This window comes from Hymenobacter sp. HSC-4F20, assembly GCF_019599275.1.
Lineage (GTDB): Bacteria > Bacteroidota > Bacteroidia > Cytophagales > Hymenobacteraceae > Hymenobacter.
On sequence record NZ_JAHZTD010000002.1, the window covers coordinates 846,316 to 864,574 of the forward strand.

The following is an 18,259-nucleotide window of genomic DNA, read 5'->3' on the forward strand; positions in this document are numbered from 1 at the left end:
TACCTCCGTGCGGAAGTAGGGATTCTTGCGTTCAAAGAGAAGCCCAGTGCGCAAGGCAGCGGACGGTAGTAGGCCTGCTGGCCAAACCACCTTCTTCGCTACCTCGCCGGCTTAGCAGTTAAAACAGGAAGTCGAAGCCCACGAAGACCAGGTTTTCTTCGCCTACTGAGTAGGTAGCGTTGATAACCGCCTGCTTGAGTACGTCAACCCACACCCCGCCGCCTACCCCAGTATGGAAGGCTTTAAGGCCAGTATCTGTGTCGCGGGAGGTGTATACACGGGCGGCATCGGCCAAGCCCATGATGCCAAATTTACCGGGCACCAGGTAGGCGTTGAAGGTGAAGAGCTGAATGCGTACCTCGGCGTTGCCGTACACCGAGGAGCGGCCGGCATAGCGGGTACGGCGGTAGCCGCGCAGGTTGGTAGTGCCACCCAGGGTATTGGCCTGGTAGAAGCGGTAGTCGCCGAGGTTGCGGCTAGCCCCGATGCGGCCGGCCCAGGTTAGCTGGAACGGGAAGTTAGGCGAGAGGTAGGCCCGGAACTCGGTAGCCAAGCGGCCGTAGGTCAGCTTCTCGCCGTTGAGCTGGTGGTTGTACTCCGCCGAGTTGTACCAGCGCAGGCCAATGCGCGGGTTTTTGGGCGAAGACGCCGCATCCAGGTTCAGGTAGGCGCGCCCGCCCAGGTAACGGTTCAGCCCGAAGTCGGAGGCGCGGATGCCCGCCGCCGCCGTGCCCTCCTTCCCGTTGCCGTTTTCATCTAGGTTGTTCCCGATTTCCCCACCTATTTGATTCCGGTCGACACGGAACTGGTCGTACTGGGGGCCAACGCCGAATTTGAGGAAGCTGAACAAGTCTTTTTCCAGCATGGGCGCCACGTACAGGCGCGAGAAGCGGATACGGTAGAAATCGTTGATGTCGCGGGCGCGGGTACTCCGGTCGTCGGCCAGAATGTTGCGCGTGTCGTTGCCGAGGCCAAAGAAGTTGTACAGCAACTGGGGCCCGTAGAGCTGGGCCGTGAGGCGCAGATCCGTCTTGCCGAATACGTCCACGAAGTGCCCCAGGTAGCGCACGTTATAGGCGCTCTGGGAAGGCGAGTAGTTAGCGGCCAAGCTCTGCTCCGTGGCGTAGGGAGCTTTGCGGAAGCCGTAGGTGCGGTACACCAGCCCTCCGCCGAAGAACAGCCGGTCGTCTACGTTATACCCAAAGTATAGGGTTGGGCCGAAGTAGTTCAGGGTGTAATCCTTACGGTCGGTGCGGGTATGCACGTCGTAGCGGCTTACATCAATACCCGGTTCCAGGCGCAGGCGGGCATCCTTGCCGGCCACGATGACGTTGCCGCTATCCGCATCGTATACGTGCAGCTTGTGGCGGAAGCCGGCCACGTTGGAGCGGTCCACGATAGAGTCCCGATCGGTGCCCCCAATAATGCGCACCAACGGGCCGTCTTTCACGTCGCCTTTTACTTCGTACTGGTCCTCACCCTGGAAGCCATAGAGGCGGACCTCCTTGGTTACCTTGTTATCGAAGGTGCGGTCGAAGAGGCTTTTGCTCAGCTCGCCCTCCTTGTTGATTTTCTGCACCGTGACGCGCGTCTTGTTATCAGGCAGGCGCTCCACCACAAACCGCTCGCGCTTCTTGGAGCCTTTTACCTCCGTTACCTTGCTGAGCAGCTCGTAGTAGTCGGCGGCCACCTCGGGGAGCAGCTCGCGGCGGCTCTTAAGCTTGGCCATAATCTCGGGGGCGTGCAAATCGTAGATCTGCTTGGGCCACCGCTCCCGGAACGCATTCTCAATGACCTCATCAGTAAGGCCGGCCTTCAACTCTTCGGCCTGCTTTACCCACTCCTCCTTCGTTACCGACGCCAGGTACACCCGGTCGTTGCTGAGGGCCGTCAGGTTCAGGCCCTTCCAGTCGGCGTAATCGGCCCCAAAGTTCTGGAAGTTACGGATAGCCCACTTGCGCGAGGCCAGGTAGGGGAAGATACCGTCGCCCTTGAAGAAGGCAATGTCCCGGTCTTCGGGCACGGCCGTAAACTTCCGGTCGCCGTCCTTATCCTTTTTCTCGGCCCAGCGCCACTGGTCTTCGTGCCGGTCCCAGTCGCCAATCCACATATCGAAGAGGCGGGAGCGGGCAAAAGCTTTTTCGTTGACGCGGTTGTCGTTGTCGTCGGTAATGCGCTCAAATACCTTGTCGGTGCCCACCAGGTTTTTGGCGTTACCCAGGCTCTCCACGTTGCTTTGGTCGTCCTTGGCATCTTCCTCAATGGCGCCGGGCGTGTTGCTGAAGCGCTCCAGGTATTGGCCCAGCAGGGGGTCCTGCGGAATGTAGCGCAGCTCGGGGTTGGTGTGCAAAATGCCAGCGGCCGTGGCCAGGGGCGGAATCACAATGGAGCTGTAGGGGTGCTGGGCCGAAATCTGGTCCTGCAGAATGTCGGCGGCGGCGCCTTCGCGCAGGGCTTCCGGCAACACGGCCGAGGGGTCCTTGTTGAGGCTGCGAATGGTGAAGTTGCGCCCTTCCTCGTTGCGCACTTTCAGCGAAGCCGTTTGCTTGCCTCCCCCAATCTTGTAGGGCGTGAGGCCGCCCTTTTCGGTGGCCAGGTCCAGTACCGGGAACTTCACGGGCGTAGCCCACTCTTGGCGGTAATGCTTGCCGAAAAACAGCTTGTGCACGCCGCTACGGTTCACGTAGTTGGGGTTCACAGCTACCGTTACGGTGCTATCGGCAAAGGCAGGCCGCGGCGCCCCAGTAGGCCGGGCCACCGAGTCGGTGGCGGCCATGGCCTGCTGGGCGTACAGGGGGGAGCGGAACACCAGGCGGCCGGTTTCACCCGCGCCATTTGGCACGTAGAACTCCGTCCAGACCTCCCCATTATCGTAGTAGTTCACGCGGGCAAAGCCTTTTTCCTTGTCCGAGAACAGGGCGTCGCCGCCATTACCGGGCTTTACGTGCTGAGTTTTGCAGCCCGAGCCGCTGACGATGTGGTTAAGGTTGCCCTCCTTCTGAAATTGCAGGTTGTGCTCGTGGCCGGCGGCGTACACCACGTTCGGGTACTTCTGGAAAATCTCCAGCAGTCCTTTTTTATAGGCCTGGTACAGGGGGTGCGGAATATCCTGGCTTACCCCGCCGTACTTGCGGGCAAAAGGGTAGATGGAGCCAATGATGGGCAGCGGCACGAAGGCATACTTAAACACAATGGACAGGGGGAAGAAATGGTCCCCGAGCGTGAAGTAGCCCCCGTGAATACCGTCGGAAAACAGCGGGTGGTGAGCTACCACCATGATGTTCTTGCCCGCATTGCGCTGGATGATGTCCTCTACCTGGGTAAAGAAGTCGGTTTCGTTGGCAACGCCGCAGCCGCTGTTGGCCCCGTAAGGCCGCTCGCCGGACGTCTGCAGAAACCACTGCGAGTTGATGGCAATCAGCACCAGGTCGTCCTGCAGGCGTACCTCTACCGGCCCGGGGCAGGCGTCGCGGGGCAGGAAAAAGTCGCCGGTGTAGGGAAACGCAGCCGAGTCGCTCTTCAAGTAGTTTTCTACGAAGAACTGCTCCCGGTTTACCTGCTCCACGGCTCCGCGGTTTCCCTGCTTCCAGTCGTGGTTGCCAGGAATCATGTACTTCTCACCCTGGTAGTCGCGCAGGATTTTCATCTGGTCGATGATGCGCCGCTCCGACTCCTTCCGGTCCGAAGCTTTGGCCTCCGGCATGCCGTACTCGTAGATATTATCCCCGAGGTACACGGTAGTGCTTTTGGCACCGGCGGCCAGAATCTGCTGGCGCAGGTAGTTGAGGGAAGGCTCACCGCCTTCCGCCTCAGGAATAGGCTTGCCCACATCCCCAATCAGAAATACGGTGTAGCGGATGCGGGAGCTGTCGGGCGGCGTTTTAGCCTCCCAGTTGAGGCCGCCTTTGCGATAATTGGGCCGCTCGGGGTGAGGCGTCTGGGTTTTCTGCTGGGCCAGTGCCGCCGGGGCGGTAGCACCGGCCAACGCCAACAGCAGGCAGCAGGACAGGAAATGTCGGCTCATACAAAAGAGAAGGTAGCAAGAAAGCCAAGGCACCGATAAGGGCACCAAGGATACCGAACGGATGTTCAGGAAATACGGTAAACTTACCTGTAACGGCTAAAGTAGTCGTTGCGCATAGGCGTGGTGCGCTGCCCTACGCAATTCGCTTCGCCACGGTTGGGGTCGAAGGCCTGAAAACCCGGCGGCGCGAATCGCGTTGTAAGCCCAGCAGCCTCCCGCGCTGTTGTTGTTTGTTGTCTGCTCCCCTGATGGAAACCATTCTTATTCAGAAACCGGCCAAGGCCGAAATTGTCAAGAACGCCAAGGCCTACGTGCTGGAGCTGCTGGAAAAAAAGCTGCCCGCTCAGCTTGTGTACCACTCGCCCAAGCATACGGCTACGGTAGTAAAAGAAGCCCGGGCCTTGGGTGAAGCCGCCGGCCTGAGCGAGGCCGACCAGGAGGCGCTGCTGCTGGCGGCTTGGTTTCACGATGTGGGCTACACCGAGGTGTACGATGGCCATGAGTACCGTAGCGCCGACATGGCCGCCGAGTGGCTGCAGCAACAGGGCTACCCCCCGGAGCGGATTGAGGTAGTGCAGCGCCTGATCCGGGCCACCCACCGCGACGCCCCCCGCGACACGGAGCTGGAGCAGCTGCTGGTAGATGCCGACATGAGCAACATGGGCCGCGAGAGTTTCTTTGCCGAGGCTGAGCTGCTGCGCGCCGAGTGGGAAGCTACCATCGGTAAAACCTACTCCAACACGGAGTGGGCCGACACGCAGCTGGCGTTTCTGCTGGCCGGCAAGTACTACACCAAGGCCGCCAAGGAACGGTATCAGGACCAGTTTAAGGAGAATATCAAGGAGCAGCGGAAGCTCCTGAAGAAAATCGAGAAAAAGCAGAAGAAGAAGGAGCAGGAAGCCGAAGGTACCTTTGCCGAGCCCAAGCGCGGCATCGAAACCATGTTCCGGACCATGTACAGCAACCACATGAAGCTCTCGGACATGGCCGATAAGAAAGCGAACATGATGATTTCGCTAAATGCGGTACTCATGTCGCTTATCATTACCTACTTCGGGGCCAAGCTGGGTAGCAAAACGGCGGCGCTGAGCAACGTGGGCCTGATTCGGAACCCCATTATTGCCGTACCCATGGGTATTTTGCTGGCTACGGCGCTGGCTTCGGTTATTACCGCCATTCTCTGCGCCCAGCCCGACGTAACCAGCTTCAAGTGGCTCAAGCGCAGCCCCCAGATTGCCACTAACCGCCGCGTAAACCTGCTTTTCTTCGGCAACTTCAACAAGCTTAGCCTCGACGATTTTCAGCGGGGCATGACGGAAATTATGGGCCAGAAGGAGGCGCTGTACACCAACATGGTGACGGACATCTACTACCTCGGCGATGTGCTGACCAAGAAGTACCGCCTGCTGCGTCTGAGCTACACCATCTTTATGGTAGGCCTGATTTTAACCGCCCTTTCGTTCGGCATTGCCCTGCTGTATAAGGTGTAACGGTGAACGAGGGAGTGGCAGGCTACAGAGGCGCGAAGGCACGACGCCACCCGCCCTTTCTTCTAGGATAAGCTCCGCAACCAGACAAGCCCTTACCGCCCAGGCCGCCGGTAAGGGCTTGTCGAATATTTGGGGGTAGCACACAGGGCAAAACAGAGAGTGCTGCCCTGGTTTTGACCCAGATACTCCCCCGATTAGCTCTTCTCGGCCAGCGCGGCCAACCCGTGCAGGGAGCGGCCCAGGAAGCGGTGTAAACGCCGTAGCTGGCCGAAACGCACGAGGCGGCTGGAGCTAGCAATGTGGCCGTAGCGCAACTCCAGGGTAACCAAACACGCGCCCGAGGTTACGGCCTCAACACCATAGAAAAGCAGCGCGTTGGGAAACAGACGGAAGTGGGAAATCTTCTCTACGTACTCCAGGCGGCCGTCCTCGTCCTCGAACAACTGCACAGCCTGGAAGTCAATCTGCCCGCTGAACACGTCCACCTTATAGCTGGTACCCAGGCGCCCGGCCTTGGTCACGTCGTAATGCACGGCGGTGGCGCCCTCCATCCAACGGGGCCGCAGGCGGAAGTTGGTAATCATACGCACCATGTAGGAAGCAGGCATGTGCACGGCCCGCCGCACCTTTAGGGTGCAGCCCCGGCCCAGTGGCACATCTTCGTCAATTTCCGGACGGCTGAGCAGTAGCCGCAGGGGCGAGAGACTGGCGTAATGATAGGGGGTTTCGCCCAGGTACTCATAGTAGGTAGCTCCGGGGAGCAGGCGTGTCCAGGCAAAGGCCTGGGTTAGTGCAGCCGGCGTTTGGGTCGCTAAGTACCCTTCCGACAGCAGCACGTATTCCGAGCCGGTTACATTGTTTTTGAGCAGGCGGTGCACCACAATTACGTCGCGGCCCATGAGCTTGGTGTACTCCCGGATGCGGGCTACACTGACCCGGCCGTAGTGCACGATAATTTTAAGCGTGAGGGCCAACTCGTGCAGGGCCGTAGCCAGCTCCGAGCCCGTGTCGCGGGCTACCAGGCGCAGGTAGTTTTGAAAGTCGAGGTAAATGCGCCGGCACTGGCGAACTAAGTCGGCTACCGGAGGCGGGGGGCCGAGCCGGTAGAACAGCACAGCATCGCCCTGAATTTCGTTTACCTGCAGCCCAAGGGTATTTGCCTCGATAAGAATTTCGAGTAGGTCGGCCACGAAGAAGGGCGCTTGCGGGCTACCCGACTCCTCGATAAAGCGCGTGAATCCACTGATATCCGGAATCAGCAGCAACGCGGGCACTTGCCCATCGGCTCCGGGGTGCAGGGCCGTCCCGGCTATTCGACGGTCAGCACGCAAGTCGTCCAGTAAACCCATGGATGGAGCCTGAAAAAAGATAACTAGGAGGAAAACCCGAAGATACGCTGCCTCGCGCGCCTATACGCGGGTAGCGCAGTTCTGGGTTTGGGTGGGGGCGGGTTTCAACGTAACTTTGTACGAGGTAATGCTACTGGCTGCGTAGTTCAACGGATAGAATAGGCGTTTCCTAAACGCTTGATATGGGTTCGATTCCCGTCGCGGCTACACTGTTGTTAGCAAGCAGCACCCCCGTTCATCTGACCAGATGGGCGGGGGCTTTGTTTTGGCCGGTTTTGCTACACACAGCCGCGTTTCTGACATATAGAAACGCGGCTGTTTTGTTTTACCTGCTAACAGATCAACGGGCAGGCCTTTTGCGGTCTTCTTTCAGCGGCCTTCGCACTGCGTTGGTTGCGCCATGAGACGGGCTGGCGTTGCCGCGCTTACCACTGCCAGAGCCGGCTACCACGGCACAGGCAGCGCCACCGGACGGGAACCTAACTTGGCGCTGGCGGCATACTGCTCGGTTGTTGCCCTTCTCCCCCCGCAAATAACTACTCAAGCCCGCTGTCAGTGCTGTACGGGCAGTTGCCTGCGTATAGCTGTGTGCCAGTGGTATTGGTGGACCAGCTTCTTACCAGATACGCTGACTGCTTCATGTCCTGGCAAAGCCACCGGAGGGGGAAGGCAGCCTCAGGGCGGCCGGACGTACTACTCAATCAGTCCGTGCAGCATGGCGTACCGAATCAGGGCTGCTGTATTCTTAGCCTGCGTTTTTTCGATGATGTTTTGCCGGTGGGTTTCAATGGTGCGCTTGCTGGCAAAGAGCTGGTCCGCAATTTCGGCGTTGGTCAGCCCCTCAGCAATCAGCTTAAGCACTTCCATCTCCCGCACTGAAAGCTCCACTGGGCCGCTACGATACAGCGGAATAGTATAGGCAGGCTCGGCCGTTTCGTTTGCGCCCACTTGCCGCTGCGTAGCGCGCCGCAGTAAACTCAGCCCGATTTCGGTACACAAGAAAGGGCGGCCAGCCGCTACCGTACGGATGGCATAGGTTATTTCCGTTATATCGGCGTTTTTAAGCACATACCCCAGCGCCCCGGCCTGCATCATGCGGTACACGCAGCTTTCCTGGTCGAGCATGGACAACACCAGCACGTGTACACCAGGAAACTGGGCCCGCAGAGCACTGGTAGTAGCGAAACCATCAAGTACAGGCATGGAAACATCCAAGAGCACAAGGTCGGCCGGCTGGGTGGCGAGCAGTTCCAGCAGCGCCTGTCCATTTCCAGCCTCTCCTACTACCTGTATGTCGGGTTCGTGAGAAAGAATTGCCCGGATACCATCCCGCAATATGGCGTGGTCGTCGGCAAGTATTACACGAATCATAAAGGGTCAATTCAAGCGCGAGAATACATAACCACATTGGTGTGGCTCGGCTATAGTACGCAAGAAACAAGGCAAAGGCTGCTGCACATTACTCGCTAAAGGCAAGGGTAGGCCCCTGCTGAGGGCAGTAACTGCCTTTTCCCAGAGTCTTGCCACGGCACTGGTTACGTCAGCGCGTATTACTCAACCGCTGGCACAACGAGGAAGGGCTAATATTCCCGGCGGCTGCCGCAGGCTTCTTCTGTCAGGCTAGTTCGTTTGGCCAGGGTAGCAAGCTACGTAAAAGTACTGAGTTATAAATCAGTGTTTTACCTGTATATTCCATCTCTTATATGCCGTATGTTTGAGTACGTTTCAGTTGGTTTATCCAAGCGGGGCCTACTGCCTGCACCACTCGTTCATACGGCTTTTCTAGCCCTTTCTCTGTTGCCTGCGCCATGGAAGTATACCGTGAAATACTACCCGAGAGCTACCTGCTGATTCTGGCCGATGATGGAGACGCTGCAGGGGGCCCTCAGCTCTCCTGCGCCCTGCGCCGAGCCCTGCGGAGTGGCAAACCCAGCATCTGGATTGACTGCAGCCACTTGCACAACCTTTCTTTCCCGACGTTGCGCGTACTGCTCCGCTACTACCGCCGCCTGCAGGAGCGCCACATTCCGCTGGTCCTGTGCCACCTCGATGGGCCGGTTGGTCATTTGCTGGCCAAGCTGCCCACGGCCCTACGTCCGCCCGTGGTACCGTCCTTGCTTGATGCAGAACGCTACTGCCGCATCCAACTTCCGGCTGCTACGCCTGCTCCAATGGCGGCCCTGCACCAAGCCACCTGAGCTAGCCCACACCCCGCCTACGGGAGCAACAATACTGCTCCGTACAAGAAGAAAGGAACACTACGGGCAGCACCATCCAGCAAATAAACAGCAGATTAACAGAACATTACAGGAAATACCTGCACAGCTACCCTGCGGAAGCAGGTAGCCGTTAATCGCGCCGAATACACACTGGCTTCGATAGAATCAAATATTCTGCGTAAGCTGCGGTGTCTCAACCGTTGCTTCGCATGAATTCTGCCCCGCTTTCCGGCCTGTACACTCCCTCGCTTAGCTTGCTTACCGACCTCTACCAGGTTACCATGGCCTATGGCTACTGGCAGCAGGGTTTGCAAGACCGTGAGGCCGTGTTTCACCTCTACTTCCGCCGACCGCCCTTCAACGGAGGGTACGCCATAGCAGCTGGTCTAGCCTACGCCGTCGACTTTCTGGAAAATCTGCGGTTCTCCGACGACGACTTGGCCTACCTCGGGAGCCTGCAAAGCGCCAAAGGCGGGGTGATGTTTCCTCCGGAATTCCTGGCCTATTTACGAGACTTGACCTTTACCTGCGACGTAGACGCCGTGGCCGAAGGCACCGTGGTGTTTGGCCACGAGCCCCTGATTCGGGTGCAAGGACCACTGTTGCAGGCCCAACTGGTGGAAACGGCGCTGCTTACCCTCGTCAATTTCCAGACCCTGATTGCCACCAAAGCTTCGCGCGTTCGGGAAGCTGCTGGCACTGATACCGTACTGGAATTTGGGTTACGCCGCGCCCAGGGCGTAGACGGAGGCCTCTCGGCCAGCCGCGCCGCCTACCTGGGCGGGGCCGATGCCACCTCCAACGTGCTGGCCGGGCAGCGCTTCGGGATTCCGGTGAAAGGCACCCACGCCCACAGCTGGGTTATGGCGTTTGAGGAGGAGGAGGCAGCCTTCAGAGCCTACGCAAAGGCCTTCCCCGACGACTCTGTTTTTCTGGTGGACACCTACGACACGCTGGAAGGGGTGCGTCATGCCATCAAGGTAGCCCGCGAACTGCGCGCCGCCGGCCACGAACTGGGCGGCATCCGCCTAGACTCCGGCGACCTGGCCTACCTCAGCCGCGAGGCCCGGGCCCTGCTCAACGAGGCCGGCTTCGAGAATGTGCGCATTGTGGCCAGCAACGACCTGGAGGAAAACCTCATTACCAGCCTCAAGCTCCAGGGCGCCAAAATCGATACCTGGGGCATTGGTACTCAGCTCGTGACGGCCTACGACCAGCCGGCCCTGGGAGGTGTGTACAAGCTAGCTGCTCTGCGCAAACCCGACGACTCGGGCTGGGACTTCACCATCAAGCTCTCGGAGCAGCTGGCCAAAACCAGCATCCCCGGCATCTTGCAGGTGCGCCGCTACGAAAGTGAGAAGGGCCAGCTCCGCGCCGACATGCTCTACAACGTAGCCGAGCCTCTGCCCGAGCACCTCACCATCATCGACCCCGTGGATGCTACCCGTCGCCGCCCCGTGCGCCCCGACGCTACCTACCGGGAGCTGCTGGAACCTATTTTTCGCCGCGGCCAGCTAGTGCACCAGCTGCCTACCCTGCAGGAAAGCCGCCAGCGCGCCCACCGCGAAGTCCTCAGCCTCGACCCCAGCATCCGCCGCTTCCTGAACCCCCACACCTACCCCGTCGGCCTGGAAGAAACCTTAAACACCTTCCGCACCAACCTGATTCTGGAGAAACGGCCGCTGCGGCCGGCGTAGGCTATTTCAGTACGAAGAAAGCCTGACTGCTCACGCGGTCAGGCTTTCTTGGTTTAGATCGGGCCAAATTTCTTCCAAAGCTTTGGCAGCATCTTGGGCAGCTGGTTCTCCGTCCAATCTTCGCCTTTGGTTTCGGACCCGAAATCGTAGTTGAGTCCGCGCTCAGAGGCTAGTGCCCTGGGGAAGGAATCATCTTCCTCCGTTCTACCTGTACGCTTTCCAAAGGCTTCAGTAGCTACGTACAGCAAGGCCTCAAAGTCCTGATAAGGGTCCTCAATAACGCTGGCCAGGGAATCAGGAGTGTGCAGCGCGTTAGTGAATACGGTTTCGCCTTGCCCGATCAGCCAGCACCGGAAATACAAGTACGGGTCGTCGGATACGTAACCGTCGATGATTTTCTGAGCCGCTATAATGTTGTAATGGTCAGCTTCAATTAGATATTCACGCAGGATGCACTCAAACTCAACTATTTGTTCTAGATCTAGCTTTTCCAAGCTGCTAATCAAGGCCTGCTCCTGAACTTGCTGGTCACCCTGGGCTTCTGCCTTCGCTGACTCTATTATCTGCCAAAATGCTGTCTTGTTCATCTCCACTGAGTTAATAATCAAGCTCCGAAATACAGCAAAACTCTGCACACCGCCAGCCAAAGCCTGTACCGGCCAAGCTTGTTCGGCAGCTAATTTTGCTTCGTATTCGTTGTTACAGCAACTCACCCACCGCTGGCAGTTTTCCTACCTCCTGCTACAGCTCTAACCGTTACTCAGCATGTCAACCCTGAAATTCAAAACCAGCATCAACTGCGCCAACTGCGTGCGCGCCGTCACGCCCTTCCTCGACGCCGAAGCCAGTGTGGAGAAGTGGAACGTAGACACCAACAGCCCCGAGAAGATCCTCACCGTGGAAGGCGAAAACCCCATTCCTGAGCTGATTATGAAGTCCGTTTCGCAGGCCGGGTTTGATATTGAGCCGGTAGCCGCCTGAGCAACGGCTACCGCCTAATCCCTAACCCTAAAAAGCACGTCATGCTTCGGCTGCGCCTCTGCATGACGTGCTTTTTTATGCTGATAGGGGAAGACTTACGCCTCGTAGCGCAGCTCACCCGCACCTACCCGCAGCACTACATCGGTTTCCGAAGTGATACGGCCGGCTACCTGGGCCTGGTAACCGTGGCGGCGCAGGGTTTCGGCTACGGCTTCGGCCTGGGCTTCGTCCGTGACAAGGAGCATACCGTTGCCCATGTTCCAGTAGAGGTAGGCTTCCGTGGGCGTGATGCCGGCCAGCTCGGCCAGCTGCTGCATGGCCGGCAGCGGCTCGAACAGGTTGGTCAGCTCGGCCCCTACTCCGTTTTTGAGTACGCGCTTGAAATTGTCGGCAATGCCGCCGCCAGTGATGTGGGCGGCCGCGTGCAGGGGTAGGCCGGCATCCAGCACCGCCGCCACGCCCGGCGAGAAGATAAGCGAAGGTGCCAGCATTACCTCGCCCCAGGTCGGGCCCATTTCGTCGGCATCGGGGCCGGTGTAGGGTGCCGTATGCCAGGCTTCGCCGAAGGCTTTGGTTAGGGCACGGCGGGCCAGGGAATAGCCGTTGGAGCGGAATGAGGGCGACCGAAGCGCTACCACCGCCTGCCCGGCGCGCACGTTGGCTCCGCTCAGGGGGCGCTCCAGGCTAGGGTGCAGCACACCCACGGCCGTCGAGCACCAGTTAAAGTTCATGCGGGCGCCGGGGTAGCCCCCGATGCGGTTGCCCAGCTCGGCTATTTCGCCGCCTGTCACGGCAATCTGGCTGAATTGGGCCGCGTCGTGGAGGCCGCGCATCAGTTCATCTACCACCTCGTAGTTGAGCGTGTTCACGTCGATGATGTTCGACAGGTTGGTAGGCACAAAACCGGCCACCACCAGGTCGTCGGCCACCATAGCAATCAGGTCATAACCCAGCGTATCGTAACGGTCCGTGCGCTCGGCTACCTCAATCTTAGTGCCGATACCATCGGAGCCGATACCCAGCCGCTCACTGCCAAACCGAATTTCATTGGAGAAGCCTCCGGCTAAGTCCTGCGCCGGCTCGCCAGGCTTGCCCGCGCGGGTCGAGAAGGTTTTCTGGGCCCAGTGGTAGGCGTTCTTGGAAGCGGCGTTACCTTCTTCAATGGAGTAGCCGGCGGTGGCTTTGAGGTCAGAGGACATATGGGGAGCTATGTAAAGCTAGAAACTAGTTTCCCTGCTCAGCTGAGGAGGAGCTAGGAGTGTTTGATTGACCTGGAACAGTTTTAGAATAGCTTCTAGCAGATGCTCAACGAATGGTCAACCACCCCTAGGCCCTCCTCAGCTGAGGAGGGGAACTAGTTTCTAGCCTAGCTCTAAGCTGTTCTGCATACTGCGTTCTAATGCTCAGTGGGCGCGGGGGCCTTGGCGCTGACGGAAGGCACAGCGCTGGCGTCGCCTTTTTTGTCGGCGCGGTGGCTTTGGCGCTCCTCCTGGATGTGGCGTAGGTACTTGGTTACGTCACCGGTGGGGTAGTGGCCGGTAAAGCAGGCAAAGCAGTTGCCGCCATGGCCTTTTTCCTCCGAGAACAGTTCCTGCAAGTCTTCAATCGACTGGTAGATAACCTTGTCGGCTTCGATGTAGCGGCAGATTTCCTCCTCCGTGTAGTTAGCGGCAATCAGCTCGGTGCTCATGGCCATGTCGATGCCGTAGATGCAGGGCGAGACGATAGGCGGGGCACTGCTGATGAAGTACACCTCCGTGGCCCCGGCCTCGCGCAGGATGCGCACGATGCGCCGCGAGGTAGTGCCGCGGACGATACTGTCATCAACCACGGCAATTTTCTTGCCCTCCACAAACTCCCGGATGGGGTTGAGCTTCTTCTTGACGATGTCCTCGCGGCCGGCCTGGCTGCTCACAATAAAGGAGCGGCCCATGTGGTTGTTTTTCACCAGGGCCCGGCGGTAGGGCACACCAATGGCTTCGGCCAGACCGGAAGCCGCAAAGTACCCCGACGAGGGCACGTCAATGACCATGTCGGGCTGAATACCCGACTCGATGACTTTCTTGGCCAGCATCTTGCCCAGGCGCACCCGTTCCCGGGCCACCAGGCGGCCATGAATGGCGGAGTCTTCGCGGGCGAAATAGATGTGCTCAAACACGCAGAACGCCTTGGGCTGCGCGTAGGGGTTCTTGTAGTGAACCTTGAAGTCCTTATCGATAAACACCGCCTGGCCCGGCCCTACGTTCTTGATGAACTCAAAGCCCAGGTAGTCGAAGCAGGTGCTTTCGGAGGCAAAGGCATAGATCGGGCCTTTCTCCGTCTGGCGGCAACCCAGTACTAGGGGCCGGATGCCCAGCGGGTCGTTGAAGGCCAGCAAACCGTGTCCGGCAATTACGGTAATGGTGGCGTAGGCGCCCTTCACTAGCTCCTGGGTGGTTTCTACGGCATCGAAGATGTCGATAACCGAGAGGTTATCGAGGTTCTTCAGGCGCAGCTCCGAGGCGAAGGTGTACATGATCAGCTCCAGGTCGTTGCTGGTTTTAGGCAGCACGTGGTATTTCTCATGCAGGCGCTTGGCAGCCTGCCGGAAGTTGATAACGTTGCCATTGTGCACCATAGCCAGCCCGAAGGGGTAGCTGGTGGTAAACGGCTGCGCCAGCTCGGCGTCATTGGAGCCCTGGGTGGTGTAGCGCGCGTGGCCAATACCGATGTTGCCCTTCAGCTTCTTGAGCTGCTTGGGTTTGAACACATCCGAAATCAGCCCGTTGCCTTTGCAGAGGTGAAAATTATCGTCGAAGGTGGCTATGCCGGCCGCGTCCTGGCCGCGGTGCTGGAGCGCCGTCAAACCAAATACGATGTCGTGGGCGACGTCATCAGGGCCGTAAAAACCTACAATTCCGCACATGGGAAGTATCGGGAAGGTGGTAGTGGGCGATAAAACCTGCTACCGGGGTGGTGAGTGTACCACCAGCACCGCCTAGCGGCAGTGGTGGGGTGAAGCGGAGAATAGACCTAGCTCCTAGCTGCCTCTTCTTGCGAAGACAATGCAGCGGAGAAAGGCACCGGAGGCTCGAGGGTGGGGGGAGATACAGCCGTTGTAGCAGCTGTTGCGGGGGAAAGGGCAGGTAGCTCGCCCCGAAAGAGGCGGGCTAGGGTATCGGCGTAAAGGAAATGCTCCACGGTCAGGCCGCGGCGCTCTACCTCCGCCAAGGTAGCAGCACCTTGTAAGTCAACAGGATGCTGCGCGAGGATGGGACCAGTATCTAGGCCCTCATCAACCAAATGCACCGTTATTTTGGTTTCCGGCAGTTGATTTTCAAAAGCCCACTCGTAGGCGTGCAGGCCCTGGTGTTGGTGGGTGTCGGCGGGGTGAATGTTGAGAATGCGCCCCGCAAACGCCCGAATGAACGTCGGCGACAGAATGCGCATGTAGCCGGCCAACACCACGTAGTCGGGCTGGTAACCGCGCAGCACTTCTGCTACTTCGGCATCGAACTCCTCCCGCTTGCGGCCCTGACTGCTCAGGCTGGCCGTGGGGCAACCCAGGGCCGCGGCTGTTTCCAGGCCGGGGGCATCGGGCTTGTTGCTGAACACCACGGCTACCTCAGCCAGATTCTGTAGTACGCCGTGCTGCATAGCCTCTACCAAGGCTACCATGTTGGAGCCCCGACCCGACAGTAAAATGGCCAGGCGTTGTTTGCGGATGCTATGGTTACCAGTTGCCTGCAAGGGTAGGTTCCGGCCGCTGGCCGATATCGGTTCGGATGTACATATCCTCAAATTTAACTCTTTCCGCTTCTCGATAGACGTGATTCACAGCATCTTCCAGCTCCTCTCCGTGCCCTACCAGTACCATCACCCGGCCACCACTAGTTATCAGCTCGCCCTGCTCGGTACGCTTGGTGGCACCGTGAAAGGCTAGCATGCTGGGGTGGAGCTGGTCGAGGCCCGTAATGGGAAAGCCGGTAGGAAACTGAGCCGCCGGATAGCCCCCCGAGGCTAGCACCACACCTACGTAGTAGCCGCGGCGCTGCCGTACCACAGTTTGTTGCAGCTTGCCGTCCAGAGTAGCTTCGATCAGCTCCAGTAGGCTGCTTTCCAGAGCCGGCAGCAGCACCTCCGCCTCCGGGTCGCCGAGGCGCACGTTGTATTCCAGCAGCTTAGGCCCTTGAGGTGTCAGCATGACGCCGAAGTACAGGAAGCCTTTGAAGTCGAATTGCTCGTTCTGCAGCCCTCGAATGGTAGGATCTACAATGCTGGTGCGGATGGCGGCCAGCACGTTGTCGTCGCAGAACGGGACCGGGCAGTAGGCCCCCATGCCACCGGTGTTGGGCCCTTGGTCGCCGGCCAGCAGCTGCTTGTGGTCTTGGGACGGGGCCAGCAGCCGCACCCGGTTGCCATCCGTTACGCCAATAACGCTGATTTCGGGGCCGGTCAGCTTTTCTTCCAACAAAAAGCTAAACCAGCCGGTGTGCTGCTGCTGCAAGTCGTCGAGGGCCGCGTGGGCTTCTTCTACTGAAGAGCACACGTACACGCCTTTGCCGGCAGCCAAGCCGTCGTATTTTACCACTACCTGCCCTTCCAGCTCGGTGGCTTTAGCGCGAGCCTCCTCCAGCTTGTCGCTGCGGAATTGCCAGGCCTGGGCCGTGGCTACCCCGTGCCGCCGCATGAAGTCCTTCGACCACACCTTGGAGCTTTCCAATGTGGCCCCAGCCCGGCTCGGTCCGAACACCCGGATGTCCGTTTCAGCGAAATAGTCAGTGACGCCGGCGGCCAGCGGGGCCTCTGGCCCCACTACAATCAGCTTCACGCCATTGGCTTCGCAGAAGCTCTGGATTGCAGGAAAGTCGGTGGCGCTGATTTCGGAGTGGCTGTTTGGAATGCCGCCGTTGCCGGGCAGTACGTGCACGGTGGCCCCGTCGCGGGTCAGCTTCCACGCCATAGCGTGTTCACGGGCCCCGCCGCCAAGGAGTACTATGGGTTTATTACTGGTGCTCAAAGGAATAGGGAGTTAGGCGTACGATGCGTCTAGCTGATGTCGTCAATGGAAACAATCAGACCGTTAGCAAACTGAAAAACGGACTTGCCCTGCAGCTGTAGCGTGTCGCCGGCTTTCAGGCCATTAGGAAAGTCGATAGCGGCAGCGGCGGAGTAGTCCAGAAGCACTTCCGCACGGTTGTCGGCTAGTTGCCACTCCGTGACGCGCTGCTCACGCTGGGAGAAGTAGTGCAAGGCTTGCTGCGCCTGCTGGCAGAAAGCTTCTTTGCCGCTTAGAGTCAGGGTTACCTCGCCATTGGAAACGTTACGGAACACGACTTCCTCGTGCAGAGGGCGCAGCATACCGTCTACATCGAAGCGGTTGTACGCTTCGATGTAGTCTTGCACTAGTTGTTTCCGTTTCGCAACGTCCATTGACTTTATTCTGCTGGATTTCGTGGCTGGGCTGTTCGTGTAGGTAGGCCTTGAGCAGCGTTATTGGGGAGTATCACTGCAAGGCTGGGGTAGCTGAAGGCACAATCACCGACGAGTTCAGGCATCTTTCATGATACCAGCGCGCACCAGATTGCCCACCAGGCGGGCCTGTACGTCGCCGCCGGCAGTGGTTTCGTTGCCGGTGGACAGCGGGGCACCCGTGATACGCTCGTAGATATCAAGGTAGCGGCGGGTGGCTTCGGCGGAAACTTCGGGGGTGAGGGCGCGGGGATACTGGCCGTCCTGCTTGTTGGCAATCAGCCACTGGCGCACGTACTCCTTGTCGATCTGCTCCACGGCCTCGGGGTTCTTGGCGTAGTCCTCGGCGCTCCAGAACCGCGACGAATCGGGCGTGTGGATTTCGTCAATCAGGATCAGCTCTCCATCCAGCAGGCCAAACTCATACTTGGTGTCCACCAGAATGATGCCGCGCTCCGCCATCCACGCCGAGGCAAAGTTGAACAGCTCCAGGGCCTTCACCCGCATCTGCTCGTATAGCTCCGCCGTCACCCAGCCTTCTGCCACCAGGTTTTCCGGCGTAATCTCGCGGTCCGATTCCTCTTTGGTGGTCGGCGTTACGATGGGCTCAGGAAACTTCTGATGCTTGGTCAGGCCGTCCGCCACGGTCACGCCCGAGAAGGTGCGCTGGCCCTGCTGGTAACCGCGCCACATGGAGCCTGTGAGGTAGTTGCGCACTACCATCTCCACCCGAATCGGCGCGGCCTCCTTCGCCAGCGTCACGTTCGGGTCGAGCAGCGAAATCACGTGGTTCGGGATGATGTGCTGGGTTTTATCGAACCAGAAAGCCGCCAGCCCGTTCAGCACCGCCCCTTTGTGGGCCACCGGCGTTTCCAGCACCGAGTCGAAGGCCGACAGGCGGTCGGTTACCACGATGAGACGCTCACCGGAAGGCGCGCGGTACGAGTCGCGGACTTTGCCGCGGTGCAGGAGTTCGAGCTGGGGGGTATCGAAGTGGTTGAGGGTGTTCATACGACGAGGTAGCAGCCGGCCGCTAGGTCAGCGCAAT

Annotated in this window: 14 protein-coding genes and 1 tRNA gene; 5 read left to right on the forward strand and 10 right to left on the reverse strand. The window is 59.1% G+C overall.

What is annotated here, in order from left to right; all coding sequences use genetic code 11:
• Positions 1–118: 118 nt before the first annotated feature.
• Entirely contained in the window at positions 119–4,024 is a 3,906-nt protein-coding gene (locus K3G63_RS13370; protein ID WP_259404438.1) for a BamA/TamA family outer membrane protein, read from the reverse strand.
• 248 nt (positions 4,025–4,272) lie between these two features.
• Between K3G63_RS13370 and K3G63_RS13375 the strand changes: the two genes are divergently transcribed.
• A complete protein-coding gene (locus tag K3G63_RS13375; protein WP_220614599.1) occupies positions 4,273–5,514 on the forward strand; it encodes a Pycsar system effector family protein in 1,242 nt (413 codons plus the stop codon).
• Between the two features lie 194 nt (positions 5,515–5,708).
• Here K3G63_RS13375 and K3G63_RS13380 read toward each other — a convergent pair whose 3' ends face one another.
• Positions 5,709–6,863, reverse strand: coding sequence for a DUF2652 domain-containing protein (locus K3G63_RS13380; protein ID WP_220614600.1), 1,155 nt, complete (start codon positions 6,861–6,863; stop codon positions 5,709–5,711).
• 135 nt (positions 6,864–6,998) lie between these two features.
• Here K3G63_RS13380 and K3G63_RS13385 point away from each other — a divergent pair.
• Positions 6,999–7,070 (forward strand) — tRNA-Arg (locus tag K3G63_RS13385).
• Between the two features lie 486 nt (positions 7,071–7,556).
• On the opposite strand, the gene K3G63_RS13390 is transcribed toward K3G63_RS13385, so the two are convergent.
• Entirely contained in the window at positions 7,557–8,234 is a 678-nt protein-coding gene (locus tag K3G63_RS13390; RefSeq protein ID WP_220614601.1) for a response regulator transcription factor, read from the reverse strand.
• A 437-nt stretch (positions 8,235–8,671) separates the two neighbouring features.
• On the opposite strand from K3G63_RS13390, the gene K3G63_RS13395 reads away from it, so the two are divergent.
• Positions 8,672–9,061, forward strand: coding sequence for an STAS domain-containing protein (locus tag K3G63_RS13395; RefSeq protein ID WP_220614602.1), 390 nt, complete (start codon positions 8,672–8,674; stop codon positions 9,059–9,061).
• 230 nt (positions 9,062–9,291) lie between these two features.
• Positions 9,292–10,779, forward strand: a complete 1,488-nt coding sequence (locus tag K3G63_RS13400; protein ID WP_220614603.1) for a nicotinate phosphoribosyltransferase — start codon at positions 9,292–9,294, stop codon at positions 10,777–10,779.
• Positions 10,780–10,832: 53 nt separating this feature from the next.
• Here K3G63_RS13400 and K3G63_RS13405 read toward each other — a convergent pair whose 3' ends face one another.
• Positions 10,833–11,492, reverse strand: coding sequence for a DUF4240 domain-containing protein (locus tag K3G63_RS13405; protein WP_220614604.1), 660 nt, complete (start codon positions 11,490–11,492; stop codon positions 10,833–10,835).
• Between the two features lie 52 nt (positions 11,493–11,544).
• Between K3G63_RS13405 and K3G63_RS13410 the strand changes: the two genes are divergently transcribed.
• Positions 11,545–11,760 (forward strand): heavy-metal-associated domain-containing protein, encoded by a 216-nt coding sequence (locus tag K3G63_RS13410; protein ID WP_220614605.1) that lies wholly within the window; start codon positions 11,545–11,547, stop codon positions 11,758–11,760.
• 95 nt (positions 11,761–11,855) lie between these two features.
• On the opposite strand, the gene K3G63_RS13415 is transcribed toward K3G63_RS13410, so the two are convergent.
• The 6 genes from K3G63_RS13415 to K3G63_RS13440 form a co-directional block, all read right to left on the reverse strand.
• Entirely contained in the window at positions 11,856–12,959 is a 1,104-nt protein-coding gene (locus K3G63_RS13415; protein ID WP_220614606.1) for an AIR synthase-related protein, read from the reverse strand.
• A 197-nt stretch (positions 12,960–13,156) separates the two neighbouring features.
• Complete coding sequence (purF, locus tag K3G63_RS13420) at positions 13,157–14,665, reverse strand: amidophosphoribosyltransferase (protein WP_220614607.1); 1,509 nt, start codon at positions 14,663–14,665, stop codon at positions 13,157–13,159.
• A 107-nt stretch (positions 14,666–14,772) separates the two neighbouring features.
• A complete protein-coding gene (purN, locus tag K3G63_RS13425) occupies positions 14,773–15,489 on the reverse strand; it encodes a phosphoribosylglycinamide formyltransferase (protein WP_259404439.1) in 717 nt (238 codons plus the stop codon).
• Complete coding sequence (purD, locus tag K3G63_RS13430) at positions 15,473–16,759, reverse strand: phosphoribosylamine--glycine ligase (RefSeq protein ID WP_259404440.1); 1,287 nt, start codon at positions 16,757–16,759, stop codon at positions 15,473–15,475. Before purD ends, purN begins: the two co-directional genes overlap by 17 nt.
• 29 nt (positions 16,760–16,788) lie before the next feature.
• Positions 16,789–17,172: a nuclear transport factor 2 family protein gene (locus tag K3G63_RS13435; protein WP_220614609.1), complete on the reverse strand. Its 384-nt coding sequence runs from the start codon at positions 17,170–17,172 to the stop codon at positions 16,789–16,791.
• A gap of 117 nt (positions 17,173–17,289) precedes the next feature.
• Positions 17,290–18,222 (reverse strand): phosphoribosylaminoimidazolesuccinocarboxamide synthase, encoded by a 933-nt coding sequence (locus K3G63_RS13440; protein WP_220614610.1) that lies wholly within the window; start codon positions 18,220–18,222, stop codon positions 17,290–17,292.
• Positions 18,223–18,259: the final 37 nt, after the last annotated feature.

Excerpts from the sequence above, each read along its gene's own strand:
- K3G63_RS13370 (WP_259404438.1), bottom strand. The coding sequence starts at position 4,024 with ATGAGCCGACATTTCCTGTCCTGCTGCCTGCTGTTGGCGTTGGCCGGT.
- K3G63_RS13375 (WP_220614599.1), top strand. The coding sequence starts at position 4,273 with ATGGAAACCATTCTTATTCAGAAACCGGCCAAGGCCGAAATTGTCAAG.
- K3G63_RS13380 (WP_220614600.1), bottom strand. The coding sequence starts at position 6,863 with ATGGGTTTACTGGACGACTTGCGTGCTGACCGTCGAATAGCCGGGACG.
- K3G63_RS13390 (WP_220614601.1), bottom strand. The coding sequence starts at position 8,234 with ATGATTCGTGTAATACTTGCCGACGACCACGCCATATTGCGGGATGGT.
- K3G63_RS13395 (WP_220614602.1), top strand. The coding sequence starts at position 8,672 with ATGGAAGTATACCGTGAAATACTACCCGAGAGCTACCTGCTGATTCTG.
- K3G63_RS13400 (WP_220614603.1), top strand. The coding sequence starts at position 9,292 with ATGAATTCTGCCCCGCTTTCCGGCCTGTACACTCCCTCGCTTAGCTTG.
- K3G63_RS13410 (WP_220614605.1), top strand. The coding sequence starts at position 11,545 with ATGTCAACCCTGAAATTCAAAACCAGCATCAACTGCGCCAACTGCGTG.
- K3G63_RS13415 (WP_220614606.1), bottom strand. The coding sequence starts at position 12,959 with ATGTCCTCTGACCTCAAAGCCACCGCCGGCTACTCCATTGAAGAAGGT.
- purF (WP_220614607.1), bottom strand. The coding sequence starts at position 14,665 with ATGTGCGGAATTGTAGGTTTTTACGGCCCTGATGACGTCGCCCACGAC.
- K3G63_RS13435 (WP_220614609.1), bottom strand. The coding sequence starts at position 17,172 with ATGGACGTTGCGAAACGGAAACAACTAGTGCAAGACTACATCGAAGCG.
- K3G63_RS13440 (WP_220614610.1), bottom strand. The coding sequence starts at position 18,222 with ATGAACACCCTCAACCACTTCGATACCCCCCAGCTCGAACTCCTGCAC.